This window comes from Pseudoalteromonas sp. KJ63-1, assembly GCF_055808145.1.
Map to the genome: position 1 here is coordinate 3,346,484 of NZ_CM147855.1, position 14,282 is coordinate 3,360,765.

Annotated in this window: 14 protein-coding genes and 2 pseudogenes; 15 read left to right on the forward strand and 1 reads right to left on the reverse strand. The window is 38.7% G+C overall.

Annotation, left to right across the window (positions count from 1 at the left end; genetic code table 11):
• Nucleotides 1-9: 9 nt before the first annotated feature.
• From rsmG to AC0L7Q_RS15960, 15 genes and pseudogenes are all read left to right on the forward strand, one after another.
• Nucleotides 10-630, forward strand: a complete 621-nt coding sequence (rsmG, locus tag AC0L7Q_RS15890) for a 16S rRNA (guanine(527)-N(7))-methyltransferase RsmG (RefSeq protein ID WP_413401020.1) — start codon at nt 10-12, stop codon at nt 628-630.
• 14 nt (nt 631-644) lie between these two features.
• A complete protein-coding gene (locus tag AC0L7Q_RS15895; RefSeq protein ID WP_008112117.1) occupies nt 645-1,430 on the forward strand; it encodes a ParA family protein in 786 nt (261 codons plus the stop codon).
• Nucleotides 1,431-1,450: 20 nt separating this feature from the next.
• Nucleotides 1,451-2,377: a ParB/RepB/Spo0J family partition protein gene (locus AC0L7Q_RS15900; protein WP_413401021.1), complete on the forward strand. Its 927-nt coding sequence runs from the start codon at nt 1,451-1,453 to the stop codon at nt 2,375-2,377.
• Nucleotides 2,378-2,519: 142 nt separating this feature from the next.
• Nucleotides 2,520-2,888 (forward strand): annotated as a pseudogene (locus tag AC0L7Q_RS15905) (ATP synthase subunit I); the annotation flags it as partial.
• A gap of 26 nt (nt 2,889-2,914) precedes the next feature.
• Nucleotides 2,915-3,772, forward strand: coding sequence for a F0F1 ATP synthase subunit A (gene atpB / locus AC0L7Q_RS15910; RefSeq protein ID WP_138626155.1), 858 nt, complete (start codon nt 2,915-2,917; stop codon nt 3,770-3,772).
• Between the two features lie 53 nt (nt 3,773-3,825).
• Entirely contained in the window at nt 3,826-4,059 is a 234-nt protein-coding gene (gene atpE, locus AC0L7Q_RS15915; RefSeq protein ID WP_004335261.1) for a F0F1 ATP synthase subunit C, read from the forward strand.
• Nucleotides 4,060-4,100: 41 nt separating this feature from the next.
• The gene (gene atpF / locus AC0L7Q_RS15920; RefSeq protein ID WP_413401022.1) at nt 4,101-4,571 is read left to right on the forward strand and encodes a F0F1 ATP synthase subunit B; all 471 of its coding nucleotides are present in this window, start codon (nt 4,101-4,103) and stop codon (nt 4,569-4,571) included.
• 16 nt (nt 4,572-4,587) lie between these two features.
• Nucleotides 4,588-5,121 (forward strand): F0F1 ATP synthase subunit delta, encoded by a 534-nt coding sequence (atpH, locus tag AC0L7Q_RS15925; protein WP_087533920.1) that lies wholly within the window; start codon nt 4,588-4,590, stop codon nt 5,119-5,121.
• 14 nt (nt 5,122-5,135) lie between these two features.
• The gene (gene atpA, locus AC0L7Q_RS15930) at nt 5,136-6,677 is read left to right on the forward strand and encodes a F0F1 ATP synthase subunit alpha (RefSeq protein WP_008112134.1); all 1,542 of its coding nucleotides are present in this window, start codon (nt 5,136-5,138) and stop codon (nt 6,675-6,677) included.
• Between the two features lie 60 nt (nt 6,678-6,737).
• A complete protein-coding gene (gene atpG, locus AC0L7Q_RS15935; protein ID WP_008112136.1) occupies nt 6,738-7,598 on the forward strand; it encodes a F0F1 ATP synthase subunit gamma in 861 nt (286 codons plus the stop codon).
• Between the two features lie 33 nt (nt 7,599-7,631).
• On the forward strand, nt 7,632-9,017 hold the full coding sequence (atpD, locus tag AC0L7Q_RS15940) for a F0F1 ATP synthase subunit beta (protein ID WP_008464175.1): 1,386 nt from the start codon (nt 7,632-7,634) through the stop codon (nt 9,015-9,017).
• Between the two features lie 13 nt (nt 9,018-9,030).
• Nucleotides 9,031-9,453: a F0F1 ATP synthase subunit epsilon gene (locus tag AC0L7Q_RS15945; protein ID WP_008112140.1), complete on the forward strand. Its 423-nt coding sequence runs from the start codon at nt 9,031-9,033 to the stop codon at nt 9,451-9,453.
• Between the two features lie 167 nt (nt 9,454-9,620).
• Nucleotides 9,621-9,944, forward strand: coding sequence for a winged helix-turn-helix domain-containing protein (locus tag AC0L7Q_RS15950; RefSeq protein WP_418157319.1), 324 nt, complete (start codon nt 9,621-9,623; stop codon nt 9,942-9,944).
• 41 nt (nt 9,945-9,985) lie between these two features.
• The gene (locus AC0L7Q_RS15955; RefSeq protein WP_418157320.1) at nt 9,986-11,755 is read left to right on the forward strand and encodes a TolB-like translocation protein; all 1,770 of its coding nucleotides are present in this window, start codon (nt 9,986-9,988) and stop codon (nt 11,753-11,755) included.
• An 863-nt stretch (nt 11,756-12,618) separates the two neighbouring features.
• The gene (locus tag AC0L7Q_RS15960) at nt 12,619-13,119 is read left to right on the forward strand and encodes a biotin/lipoyl attachment domain-containing protein (protein WP_413401025.1); all 501 of its coding nucleotides are present in this window, start codon (nt 12,619-12,621) and stop codon (nt 13,117-13,119) included.
• A 213-nt stretch (nt 13,120-13,332) separates the two neighbouring features.
• On the opposite strand, the pseudogene AC0L7Q_RS15965 reads toward AC0L7Q_RS15960, so the two are convergent.
• Nucleotides 13,333-14,025: pseudogene (locus tag AC0L7Q_RS15965) on the reverse strand (transposase family protein); the annotation flags it as partial.
• Nucleotides 14,026-14,282 lie beyond the last annotated feature (257 nt).

Below are 14,282 nucleotides of genomic sequence, written 5' to 3' on the forward strand. Positions count from 1 at the left end.
AGGTACATTGTGTTACAGCAACAATTAACAACTTTGTTAGCGCAAACTGATATTGCGCTAACACAAAAACAACAGCAACAACTTGTTCGCTATGTCGAATTACTCGATAAGTGGAATAAAGCCTACAATTTAACCTCAGTACGTTTGCCTCAAGAAATGATGGTTAAACATATAATGGATAGCCTAGTTGTTGCTCCTCACTTGACCGGTCATCATTATATTGATGTTGGCACGGGTCCTGGTTTACCGGGCATAGTGTTAGCTATAGCCTTACCCAATACGCAATTTGTATTATTAGATAGTTTAGGTAAACGTGTACGTTTTTTAATGCATGTTAAACATGAGCTTGGCCTTGATAATGTCACCCCTGTGCAGTCAAGAGTTGAAGAATATCAACCAAGTGTTAAATTAGATGGCGTACTAAGTCGTGCATTTGCATCATTACAAGATATGATTGACTGGTGTTCGCACTTAATTGATCATTCAGGTAAGTTTATTGCGCTTAAAGGGGTATTTCCAAGTGAGGAATTAGACTCACTCCCTGCTGGCGTTAAGTTTGAGCAAAAAATTGCATTAGAAGTACCGGATTTAGATGCACAACGACATTTAATAATTCTTTCTAAAGACTAGGGATCAGAGACACTGTGGCAAAAGTCATCGCATTAGCAAATCAAAAAGGCGGAGTAGGTAAAACTACCACTGCCGTTAATCTCGCTGCATCTATGGCTGCAACGAAACGTAAAGTGCTGTTAATAGATCTCGACCCGCAAGGCAATGCGACCATGGGCAGTGGCGTCGACAAATATGGTGACGTCCCTACTATCTATGACTTGCTCATAGAAGATAAGCCTATTGATGAGGTGATTATTAAAGAAACCTCAGGCGAATATCATATGATTGCTGCAAACGGTGATGTGACCGCTGCAGAAGTTAAGCTGATGGAATTATTTGCGCGTGAAGTACGTTTGCGTAACGCGCTTGAAAAAATACAAGATCAGTATGAGTTTATTTTTATAGACTGCCCGCCTTCTTTAAATATGTTAACCGTTAATGCCATGGCCGCTGCCGATTCTATTTTAGTGCCTATGCAATGTGAATATTACGCACTTGAAGGATTAACAGCATTAATGGACACGATTACGCAACTTGCTAAGTTAGTTAACCCTAACTTACAGATTGAAGGCATACTTCGTACTATGTACGATCCACGTAATCGACTAGCAAATGATGTATCAGAACAATTAAAACAACATTTTGGCGATAAAGTATACCGTACGGTGATCCCACGTAATGTTCGACTTGCAGAAGCCCCAAGTTTTGGTGCCCCAGCAATGTACTATGATCGAGCATCAAGTGGTGCGAAAGCTTATTTAGCTCTCGCTGGTGAAATGCTACGCAGAAAAGAAAAAACAACTCCCGTTGTCGCCTAACTTTGAGGTAAAAAAATAACATGTCTGCTAAAAAACGAGGTTTAGGCCGAGGACTCGATGCGCTTTTAAGTTCATCTAAACCTGCACCAAGCGAAGGCAAGGAACAGGACAATGCTAACGTAACTAGCGCAGTTGAAAATGCAGCGCAACCTAGCAACAGTGAATTACAAAAACTCCCTATCGAGTTTTTACACTCAGGTAAATACCAACCTCGTAAAGACATGTCTGAAGAGGCACTTGAAGAACTCGCCAGTTCGATACGCTCACAAGGAATTATTCAACCTATCGTTGTGCGCCCTGTTGCGCACAACAGCTACGAGATTATTGCCGGTGAACGCCGTTGGCGTGCTGCACAAATTGCTAAACTTGATTTTGTACCCTGTATTATTAAAGACGTGCCTGATGAAGCAGCCGTTGCTATTGCCCTAATTGAAAATATTCAGCGTGAAGACTTAAACGCTATGGAAGAAGCGATTGCACTTAACCGCTTGCTTAATGAGTTTGAGTTAACGCATCAACAAGTGGCTGATGCCGTTGGTAAATCGCGCACTACTGTGACTAACTTATTACGCTTAAATAATCTTAATAACGATGTAAAGATATTGTTAGAGCATGGTGACATTGAAATGGGTCACGCACGTTGCCTGTTAGCACTTGAAGGTGAAGTGCAATCAGATGCAGCCCGTTTAGCTGTTGCAAAGGCATTGACCGTTCGCGAAACAGAAAAACTAGTACGCTCTATTTTAGAGCCAGCTCCAGCAAAAGAAGTAATAGAAAAAGACCCAGATGTTAAACAGTTAGAGCAACAGCTTGCTGATAACCTAGGGGCAAAGGTAGAAATAAATTACAACAAAAAAGGCAAAGGGAAGTTGGTTATTTCATACACTAATCTTGACGAGTTAGACGGTATTTTAAACCGTATCAATCAAGACTATTCCCACCATTAATTCATTGGATGTCTAAAAAGGGACATTTACAGCGATTTTGTGTTACAAAGCACCTACTCAAGTTGCAAAACTGGCAGGATTAAGTATAATTTCGCCAGTTTTCATACCCTGACAATTAGAGCGTCATAAAGGTTAATTAAAAGTGACTAATAAGTTAGCAGGCCCGTATAGGCTTGCCGCATTAAAATTAATTTGCCTTCAAGGATTTGTAGCCCTTTTAGCTGCACTAATAATTTTTATAGGTTGGGAAACCAATGCCGCACTTTCAGCTCTAGCTGGTGGCGCAGTCGCAGTACTTCCTAACTTTGTATTTGCGCTTTATGCATTCAGATATATGGGTGCAAGTCGAGCAAATCAAGCGTATGCCTCGTTGAAACGCGGCAACGGATTAAAATTTATGCTAACAATCGTTTTGTTTGCACTAATGCTAAAGCTTTATCCGGTAGTACTGCTACCTTTCTTTTGTGCTTATGTGTTGGTGTTGTTTACAGGATTGTTTACACCCGTTTTTTTAAACATTAACTTTTGGGATATAACATGGCTGCAGAAGAAGTTACTCTATCTAGCCATATTCAGCACCACTTAACCAATGCTAAGATGTGCTCGACCGACGCTGGTCTTGCCTTCAATAAAGCATGTACGGATAGTGGCTTCTGGACATGGCATATAGATACCCTCGCATGGTCTATCGGACTAGGTCTAATATTTTTATGGATCTTCCGTAGTGCCGCAAAAAAATCAACTCTGGGTGTACCTGGAAAACTTCAATGTTTCATTGAAATGGTTGTTGAGTTCGTTGGCGACAACGTACGCGATACCTTCCACGGTAAAAGTAAGCTAATTGCACCATTAGCATTAACAATATTCGTTTGGATATTCTTAATGAACTTAATGGATTTAATCCCAGTTGACTTCCTACCTGCATTTGCTGGCTTTGTTGGCGAAACTGCATTCGGTATGGATTCACACGACGTATACATGAAAATTGTACCAACTACAGATATCAACATGACAGCTGCACTTGCGCTGGGCGTGTTCATTCTAATGATTGGTTACTCAATTAAAATCAAAGGTATCGGCGGTTTTATTAAAGAACTAACACTTCACCCGTTTAGTTCAAACAATACAGCTATGCAGATTCTTTTAATCCCATTCAACCTATTACTAGAACTTATCGCATTGGTTTCTAAGCCGTTTTCACTGGCACTGCGTTTGTTCGGTAACTTATATGCAGGTGAATTAATCTTCATCCTTATAGGTGCTATAGGTTTAATGCAACTACCGTTGCACTTTGTGTGGGCTGTATTCCATATCTTGGTAATTGTATTGCAAGCATTCGTATTCATGATGCTAACAATCGTATACCTAAGCATGGCAAGTTCGGATAATCACTAATTTATAACTTTTAATTTTTACTTTTAATTACAATTGAAACTTTGGAGAAAAAAATGGAACTAGTATTAGGTCTTAAGTACATCGCAGTAGCTTTACTTATCGGCTTCGGTGCAATCGGCACGGCAATCGGTTTTGGTAACATGGGCGGTAAATTCCTTGAAGCATGTGCGCGTCAACCTGAGCTTGCACCATCGCTACAAGTTAAAATGTTTATCCTTGCTGGTCTAATCGATGCTGTAGCAATGATTGGTGTTGGTATCGCGATGGTATTGTTGTTCGTACTTTAATTTTATTTTTTGAACAGCTTACTATTTAAGGAGGAGCGGTTGTGAACTTAAACGCCACTCTTATCGGTGAATTAATTGCGTTTACGGTGTTCGTATTATTTTGTATGAAATACGTATGGCCACCACTAAACGGTGCAATTGAAGCTCGCCAGAAGAAAATCGAAGATGGTTTAGCTGCCTCTGATAGAGCCGAGAAAGACTTAGAACTAGCGCAACAGAAAGCTGCAGAACAGCTTAAAGATGCAAAGGCTCAAGCGGCTGATATCATTGATCAAGCTAAAAAGCGTGCCATGCTAATTGTTGACGAAGAAACTGTTCGTGGTCAGCAAGAGCGTGAAAAAATTATTGCTCAAGGGCACTCTGAAATTGAATCAGAGCGTAACCGTGTGACAGAAGAGCTACGTAAGCAAGTAGCAACTCTGGCAGTGGTTGGCGCAGAAAGAATTTTAGAGCGCGAAATCAATCAAGCCGCACATAGTGACATCGTTGAAAAACTTGTCGCTGAGCTGTAATTAGGAGGGTATGAGCATGTCTGAATTGACTACTATCGCTCGCCCATACGCTAAAGCGGCTTTTGAACTTGCCGTTGAAAAAGGCGCTATTGATAGCTGGAATGACATGTTGTTCTTTGCTGGCCACGTTGCCAGCAATGAACAGGCATCTACCATTTTAGCTGGATTGCCTACTGCTACTGCACAAGCTGAGTTATTTATTAACTTATGTGGTGAGCAGCTCAACGAACAAGGTCAGAACCTAGTTAAGGTGATGGCTGAAAATGGACGTTTGATTGCACTACCTGAAGTTGCTCATTTATTTTCTGCTTTAAAAGCAGACTATGAAAAAGAAATCGATATTGATGTGATTTCGGCAACACCTCTTGCTGCAGCGCAGCAAGAATCACTGGTAGCGGCACTTGAAAAACGTTTCGCACGCAAAGTTAAGCTGAATTGTAGTGAAGACGCTACAGTAGTTGGCGGCCTTATTATTAAGGCAGGCGACACTGTAATTGACGGCTCTTTACGCGGTAAATTAAATCGCTTAGCCACAACACTACAATCGTAATTGGGAAAAAGAGCATGCAACTTAATTCCACTGAAATTTCAGATCTGATCAAACAACGTATTGAGAAGTTCGAAGTTGTAAGTGAAGCTCGTAACGAAGGTACAATTGTATCTGTTACTGACGGTATCATTCGCATCCACGGTCTAGCTGACTGTATGCAAGGTGAGATGATTGAGCTTCCTGGCAACCGTTATGCTATCGCACTAAACCTTGAGCGCGACTCAATTGGTGCAGTAGTAATGGGTCCTTACGCTGACCTTACAGAAGGCGTAAAAGTATACACAACTGGTCGTATCTTAGAAGTTCCTGTTGGTGCGGGTCTACTTGGTCGTGTTGTAAACACACTAGGTGCTCCTATCGATGGTAAAGGCGCTTTAGATAACGACGGTTTTGAACCTGTAGAAAAAATTGCACCAGGTGTAATCGAGCGTCAATCAGTAGATGAGCCAGTACAAACTGGTTACAAATCTATCGATGCGATGATTCCAGTTGGTCGTGGTCAGCGTGAGCTTGTTATCGGTGACCGCCAAACAGGTAAAACTGCACTAGCAATCGATGCAATCATCAACCAAAAAGACACAGGCGTTAAGTGTGTGTACGTAGCGGTTGGTCAAAAAGCATCTACTATTGCTAACGTAGTACGTAAATTAGAAGAGCACGGTGCACTTGCAAATACTATCGTAGTTGTAGCATCTGCTTCTGAATCTGCGGCACTTCAGTACTTAGCACCGTTCTCGGGCTGTACTATGGGTGAATACTTCCGTGACCGTGGTGAAAACGCATTAATCGTATATGATGATTTATCTAAGCAAGCTGTTGCTTACCGTCAAATCTCATTGCTACTTAAGCGTCCACCAGGCCGTGAAGCATACCCAGGTGACGTATTCTACCTTCACTCGCGTCTTTTAGAGCGTGCATCACGTGTAAACACTGATTACGTTGAAAAGTTCACTAACGGTGAAGTGAAAGGTAAAACAGGTTCATTGACGGCATTGCCTATCATTGAAACTCAAGGCGGCGACGTTTCTGCGTTCGTACCGACAAACGTTATCTCTATCACCGATGGTCAGATCTTCTTAGAAACTGACTTATTCAACTCAGGTATCCGTCCGGCAGTAAATGCTGGTATCTCGGTATCGCGTGTTGGTGGTGCTGCACAAACTAAAATCGTTAAGAAACTAGGTGGCGGTATCCGTCTAGCCCTAGCTCAGTACCGTGAATTAGCTGCGTTCTCGCAGTTCGCGTCTGACCTTGATGATGCTACTCGTGCTCAACTTGAGCATGGTGAGCGTGTAACAGAGCTAATGAAGCAGAAACAGTACGCGCCAATGTCTGTTGCTGAAATGTCTTTGTCGTTATTCGCAGCTGAGAAAGGTTACTTGCAAGACATCGAAATCTCTAAAATCATGGATTTCGAAGCGGCATTACTTTCTTTCGCAAATAGCACATACGCAGAGCTTATGGCTCAAATCAATGAAACTGGTAACTACAACGCCGAGATCGAAGCGCAGCTTAAAGAACTTCTAGAGAAGTGCAAGTCTACGCAAACTTGGTAATTTAGTTATTAATGGTGCGCTTTAGTCCGCTAAAGCACACCTTGATTCGGAGAGAGAGTCATGGCCAGCGGAAAAGAGATTAAAAGCAAGATCGGCAGTATTAAAAATACTCAAAAGATCACTAGCGCAATGGAAATGGTTGCTGCGTCTAAAATGAAAAAGGCGCAAGAACGAGTGGCTTCAAGCCGTCCATACGCTGAAAAATTACGTAAAGTGATTGGTCGTGTTGCTCAAGCAAATCTTGATTTTACTCACCCGTTCTTAGAAGAACGTGAAGTAAAACGAGTTGGTTATATTGTTATCTCTACTGACCGTGGTCTGTGTGGCGGTTTAAACTCAAACGAGTTTAAAAAAGTTGCATTAGACATTAAAGCGTGGAAAGAGAAAGGCGTAGATGCTGATTTTGCTACTTTAGGTAGTAAAGCAGCTGGCTTCTTTCAACGTTTTGGTGGTCAAGTGCTTGCTAAAAAAGCAGGTCTTGGAGATAAGCCTTCAGTACAGGACGTAATTGGTCCGGTAAAAATAATGCTAGATGCATTCTCTGAAGGTAAAATTGACCGTTTATTCCTGGTATATAACAACTTTGTTAATACCATGAAGCAAGAGCCAATAGTAGATCAGTTACTCCCTTTGCCAAAAGCTGAAGAAGAAGTATCTACACATGCGTGGGATTACTTATATGAACCAAACCCAGAGGCTATTTTAGAGTCTTTGTTAGTACGTTTCATTGAATCTCAAGTATACCAAGGTGTAGTTGAAAACGCTGCCTCTGAACAGGCTGCCCGCATGGTTGCAATGAAAGCTGCAACTGATAATGCCGGTGACCTTATGGATGAGTTACAGCTTGTATATAACAAAGCTCGCCAAGCAGCAATCACACAAGAAATTAGTGAGATTTGTTCTGGTTCAGCAGCAGTTTAATGCTTCAGGCAAAGATTAACGAGAGGAATAGACATGAGTTTAGGTAAGGTCGTCCAAATTATCGGCGCCGTTGTGGATATCGAATTTCCACAAGACAGCGTGCCAGCCGTATATGACGCGCTAAAAGTAACAGATGGCGATTTAGCTGGTTTGACTTTAGAAGTTCAACAGCAGCTAGGTGGCGGTGTGGTACGTACTATCGCACTAGGTACTACAGACGGTTTACGTCGTGGTGCTGCAGTAGCAAACACAGGCGAAGCAATTCAAGTTCCAGTTGGTACTAAGACCCTAGGTCGTATCATGAACGTACTTGGTGAGCCAATTGATGAAGCAGGTCCAATCGGTGAAGACGAGCGTATGTCTATCCACCGTGCAGCACCTACTTACGAAGAGCAATCAAGCTCAGTTGAACTTTTAGAAACGGGTATCAAGGTAATCGACCTTGTATGTCCATTCGCTAAAGGTGGTAAAGTTGGTTTATTCGGTGGTGCCGGTGTTGGTAAAACCGTAAACATGATGGAACTTATCCGTAACATCGCAATCGAGCACAGCGGCTACTCAGTATTCGCAGGTGTTGGTGAGCGTACTCGTGAGGGTAACGATTTCTACCATGAGATGAACGATTCAAACGTACTTGATAAAGTATCGCTTGTATACGGTCAGATGAACGAGCCACCGGGTAACCGTTTACGCGTAGCGTTAACAGGTCTTACTATGGCTGAGAAGTTCCGTGACGAAGGTCGCGACGTACTTTTCTTCGTAGATAACATCTACCGTTACACACTTGCGGGTACAGAAGTATCAGCACTTCTTGGTCGTATGCCATCAGCGGTAGGTTACCAGCCTACACTTGCTGAAGAAATGGGTGTACTTCAAGAGCGTATCGCATCTACTAAGACTGGTTCAATTACTTCAATCCAAGCGGTATACGTACCTGCGGATGATTTAACGGATCCATCTCCAGCAACAACGTTTGCTCACTTAGATGCAACAGTGGTACTTTCACGTGATATCGCATCACTAGGTATCTACCCAGCGGTAGACCCTCTTGATTCATCTTCACGTCAGCTTGATCCACAAGTTATCGGTGAAGAGCATTACGGTATAGCGCGCGGCGTTCAAACAGTTCTTCAGCGTTACAAAGAACTTAAAGACATCATCGCGATTCTAGGTATGGACGAGCTTTCTGACGAAGATAAGCAACTTGTATCTCGTGCACGTAAAATCCAGCGTTTCCTATCTCAGCCATTCTTCGTGGCAGAGGTATTTACAGGTGCGCCAGGTAAATACGTTTCACTTAAAGACACAATTGCAGGCTTCAAAGGTATCTTAAACGGTGAGTTTGATGATATGCCAGAGCAAGCGTTCTACATGGTTGGCTCTATCGAAGAAGCTCAAGAAAAAGCCAAAAGCATGTAATTAGGAGGGTAGTATGGCAGCTATGACTGTACATCTTGATGTAGTAAGTGCTGAAGAGAAATTATTTTCTGGTTTAGTAGAATCTATTCAAGTATCTGGTAGTGAAGGTGAGTTAGGTGTTAACGCCGGTCACGCCCCACTACTAACTGCCCTTAAACCTGGTATGGTACGTTTAGTTAAGCAATTTGGTGAAGAAGAACTCATCTATATTGCTGGCGGTACACTAGAAGTTCAACCGAACATAGTGACCGTACTTGCTGATACAGCTGTTCGTGGTGAAGACCTGGACGAGAAAGCTGCAGAGCAAGCTAAACGTGACGCTGAAGCCCAAATGGCAAAAGGTGCATCTGCTGAGCTTGATTACAATCAGGCCGCAATGCAACTAGCTGAAGCAATTGCTCAGCTACGCGTTATTCAGCAATTACGTAAAAAGTAAGCCTATCTGGTTTTTAAAAGCCCACTTTATGTGGGCTTTTTTATGTCTGCTTGGATGACATTACTTTGCATAGCTGTTAATCTCTCGTTAATGTTTTTTTTGCATTTAAAACAGTTTTAAACATTTTCATTCTCAAGCTGTGATATGGATGTTGGATTATAATAACTATGAAAGAAGCAAATTTCCCCCGTAGTGTCAAAGAAGTTAAGTTTGGGGCATGGTCTTTGAACCCTAAGCTGCAAACAATTTTTGACGGCGAAGTAGAAAGAGAGTTAGAGCCGCTTCTTTTTAAAATACTTTCTTATTTGATTATTAATAAAGATGAGATAATTACCCGCCAAGACTTAATTGATGACGTATGGTGTCAGCATTATGTTGATGACAACGCAATTAACCGAGCTATGTCAGAGCTTAGAAAAGTTCTAAAATCTGAAGTGCAACGTGGCTTAGTAGTAAAAACACACTATCGAAAGGGTTATAGCTTTTTTTAGAGCCGGAAGTTATTTATTATGAAGAGGAGCCTTCGGCTTTAGTGCAAGTTAACGCATTAAAAGAAAAAACTAATAACAAACAAAAAAAGTTAATAGCACTAATAACTATATTAATTCTAGGTGTTTTTATTAGTATTTACATGTTTCAAAGTTTATCTAGTCTAGATAACGAGATTGCAAATGATACGTTACTAAAGGTTGAAACAAAAAGCCCAAACATTATAGAGAAAAAATTTAACGAAGAAACGCTCTCTTGGTTACAGGGAGTGTATAGTCAAATGATACTTTCCCCAAATAACTCAACCATTGCACTTTCATTCTTTGAAGAAGAACAATCATATTCAGTGCTTTTATTAAAAAATCTAAATACAGGGCAAGAAAGAAAAATCTCAGAAGCGAATGCTAATATTTTTCCGGCAGGTTGGTCAATTGATAGTGAGCGTGCAATTTATAGAGTAGAAAGTAAAGGCAAATGTGAATTGTGGGAAGTCGGTTTAACAAGTAGTGCAGGTAGTAAGTTTTTATTTGAGTGTGAGTCTTCATACCCAATAAATGCGATTAATCTTGATAATAATTCTATTGTGTATTCAAAGTATGGTTATAGAAATCGCTCTGAATTATCAGTGCTTGTTAATCGAAACTTAAGTACCGCTGAGGAATTTCAAATAAGTTCACCAAACCTAAATTCGTATGGTGATAAGTTTTTATATTTTATAAAAAATAAAAATAAAATTATATTTGAGAGACACCAGTTTAACTCTAGTGAACTGTACATGACTGATTTAGAAGGTGGTGCACAGGTTAAGCTACACGAGGCTAAAAATAGAATATGGTCAATTAACTATCAAAAAGAAACCGACTCATTGTTATGGTATGACAATAAAGAAGAAATTTTTTACCAATATTCTTTAATAAATAACCGTATAGCAAGTAAAACAAAAGTTCATAGTAGAAGTAGCTATTCGGCAACTTATCCAATTAACAATAACAATGTTTTAGGGTTGATATATCCTTTTACAAATAATATTTACAAATTTGATTTAGCTTCTCAAAATTTTGAACGTGTATCAAAATTTGATAGTAAGTTTGCAAATTTTATTGGAGAAAACCTTGTATTTTTAAGTAATGATGGGGAATCAACAAAACTAAATACTGTATTCAAAGATGGCAAAGTCAAGTCAAAAAAAGTTAACTTTAGTTATCGAGACTTTAAAGTATCTTCTGACTCCAAAGAAGCCTTCGGTATTAATGAAAATGGAATAGAAATACTCAACTATGAAAATTTATCCGTTAAAGAGGTTATTAATCCCGAATATAATTTTATATCAGCTAGCTATCTGCTAGATAAAAACATTGGTTATATTGTGCAAGATGAATCTGGTACGGATACTCGCTCTTACATTTTTAATAGGAGCAATTCTAAAAGTATATTGTTACCAGTAAAAAATGCAGTATGGTTTGGGCAGTTACAAAATAATAAACTCGTCTTTTTAAATAATTTAGATATGTTAACATTTTTTGATCTGTCTACAGGGCTTCAAACGCAAGGCTTTAAAGTTAAACCATCTGCTTATAAACACTCTTTATCAATAAATCAAAATAAAGTTTATCATTCGACTGGTAAAGCAATTTACGAATATGATTTTACAAAGGCTGTTGATATATTACCAAAAAAAGTATTTGAAGCTAGCAAGGCTGAAGATGCTATTATAAATGTAAACTCTTCGAGTTCAGGTAGCTCTTTAACCTTAGAAATAGTTGAATTGGTAAACAATGAACTTGTGAGATTATCGCTAGAGAAAAATGATTAACTAGTACTTTGTAAATTTGTCATTATAGCTATCAAAACTTTTATGTCTTAATTTAGTCAGTTTATACGAAGACTTTCTAGATGTAATAACTTATAAACGATAAATATATGCACACCTTTATCAAGTGCAGGTGCATTGTTTTAATTGTATGTAGTATCCATCACTTAATGAAATTAACTATACCTTGCATAAAAGCAATATAATTTTATACCTTACAAACCCCAACGGACCCAATTCGTTTCCATTACACAAGCTTGTAAAGTTTAAGAAGAGACTACTTCTTAAGGTTCTCTACAATATGGTATGTTTTGTATGATCGGTTTGAGTCTATGTAGAAAAAAGCGTTTTTAATTTTTAGAAGAAATAGGAACTACTTATTTGGGTTTTTATGAATATGCCCAAAGTATGGCGGTACTTTGGGCTACATATGCGAGAAATGCAAATGCAATAAGGAAGTTAAATCTTACAGCTCATCAAAAAATAAAACAAGTTTTTTGTTATTTCAATATTTTTAATTGCTAACATTGTTAAATTCATTTAATTTCAAGTGCTTAAGTCTAATTATTATGTGATTTCATAATAATTGATAATTACATTTTTTTATATTTTTAGAGTAAATTAATTCGTGTTCACTAAAAAACTATAATAACCACTATTTACAGGATTAAAGCTCATGAAATTTTCATTAAAGAAAAAAACTTAAGGTTCTTAAATCAGCAGACTTAGATGCTAATAATATTTTAGCGCTAGGACAAACAAAAAAGATAAACGGTGGGGGAATTACAGTGACGATTGAACCAAAAGATCCTGACGTTCAAATTCCAGGTGCAACATTGATTAACGTTTTAAAATAAGGAGGCTTTTTGTTAGTAATCAACTTATATACTGCAATTTCGTTCTCTGCCGTTTTGAATATAAACACTCCTGAACTTCAGGAGTATTTATATTCCAGAGAGTCAGGAAAGATTAGTGAAGTTTTTGTTAAGAACGGCGATTTCGTTAATAAAAACGACCTATTAATGGCGTATGATAATTATGAGTCAAAAAAGTATGTTTACTCTACTTTGAAGGGAAATGTCATATACGGGTCAAGGTTAGAGAAAGGTGATTTTTTTTATAAGGGAGAGCTACTTTTTAAAATTAAAAACGAAGAATTTTATGGTGTGCTTTCCTTTAATAGCATAGATCTAGACAACATTGCTTCTATAAAAATAGGGAGTTACATATGTTCAAGCGCATATGACTTTCGTTTTAAGGTGGTCAAGGTAGACCAGGTATCTGTTTTAGTATCAATTAAGAATTTAGGTGAGGGTATGAGCATGAAAAACAAGGAGAGCAATGAAGCTTTTTATAGTTGCAATTAGTTTCTTATTTCTATTTATTTCTCAAATAAGAGATCTCTTAATTAAGTTTCTGGTGGTTCAGATTTATTAAATGATTACAGTCCCCATTTAGCTTATTGAGGTCGATTAAATAGGGTGTTTTTGGTTACTGAGTTTCCAACCTTACCTCTGATAAGCTCCAACATCCTCTATACTTTCTCTAGTGCTATAGCTAACTAACAATTTACTATATTATAAGCTGGTATGTTGAGATCCCACAACACTATGAAAAACGAGTCTACTCGGCGGATGTCACAAATTATAGGCTTTGATTAACGCCTTACTTAACAAGTTCGTTTCCACACGTTTATCTATATGCCAATCAACGATCCGGCGTGAATACAAATCCATGTCTATAGCCAAAGACATTCAGCCTTCACCTTTTTTAAATAAGTCACATTACCAGCCCAAATTTGATTAGTACTCGTTGGATTAAGGTTCTAGTTAAGTAAGTTAGTTGCAATAGAGTCTAAGTGTTTACGCGTAGTCGTTACCTTGTAAGTTTAACGCCGTGTGACTTTTAAACATAAACGCCGCATAACTTTACGAACAAGGTATCGGCTAGCTTAATAGTCTTATTTACGAAGTCTCTTTACTATTTCTCGGTTAACAAGCTCTCTGTTTTTTAAAAGTTGGAAAATACTTCGGTACAGCTTCAACGTATCAATGCTAATTATTCTTCTGGGCGTTTTATCCAGTTATTATAACCTGATTTACTTACTTGCATGATGCGACAAAGCAACGTTACTGAGGACTTAATAGACTGTTTTTTTAATTGAATAAAGTTAAACTTTATTTCATTTCTTTTGCAAAGAATGCGTTGGCCTTTTTCCATACTTAATTCTGTGTTTCTTTACGTAACCGCTTTAGTTCACCCCGTTCAGGTTCATTAAAGTAACCCCTTACTGCTTAGCGACTGCTTTATCTTTTCATAAACTACTAGCGACACTAAGAGACTTAGTTACTTCTTTAAACTTAAATTATTTCCTTATTTTATTAGCATTAATGTTAATAAATTAAGCGTTCAACAAAATTAGACCCGAGCAACCATTGGGATCAGACTTCTTTATATATTATCTTCGTAAATTTATATCCATAAATATGTTTACCATATTAGCAAAGCAAACCTAGTCACTATTACTAGC

What these genes read in the sequence shown, in the direction of transcription:
- AC0L7Q_RS15900 (WP_413401021.1), top strand. Translation starts at nt 1,451, where the DNA reads ATGTCTGCTAAAAAACGAGGTTTAGGCCGAGGACTCGATGCGCTTTTA.
- atpB (WP_138626155.1), top strand. Translation starts at nt 2,915, where the DNA reads ATGGCTGCAGAAGAAGTTACTCTATCTAGCCATATTCAGCACCACTTA.
- atpE (WP_004335261.1), top strand. Translation starts at nt 3,826, where the DNA reads ATGGAACTAGTATTAGGTCTTAAGTACATCGCAGTAGCTTTACTTATC.
- atpH (WP_087533920.1), top strand. Translation starts at nt 4,588, where the DNA reads ATGTCTGAATTGACTACTATCGCTCGCCCATACGCTAAAGCGGCTTTT.
- atpA (WP_008112134.1), top strand. Translation starts at nt 5,136, where the DNA reads ATGCAACTTAATTCCACTGAAATTTCAGATCTGATCAAACAACGTATT.
- atpG (WP_008112136.1), top strand. Translation starts at nt 6,738, where the DNA reads ATGGCCAGCGGAAAAGAGATTAAAAGCAAGATCGGCAGTATTAAAAAT.
- atpD (WP_008464175.1), top strand. Translation starts at nt 7,632, where the DNA reads ATGAGTTTAGGTAAGGTCGTCCAAATTATCGGCGCCGTTGTGGATATC.
- AC0L7Q_RS15945 (WP_008112140.1), top strand. Translation starts at nt 9,031, where the DNA reads ATGGCAGCTATGACTGTACATCTTGATGTAGTAAGTGCTGAAGAGAAA.
- AC0L7Q_RS15950 (WP_418157319.1), top strand. Translation starts at nt 9,621, where the DNA reads ATGAAAGAAGCAAATTTCCCCCGTAGTGTCAAAGAAGTTAAGTTTGGG.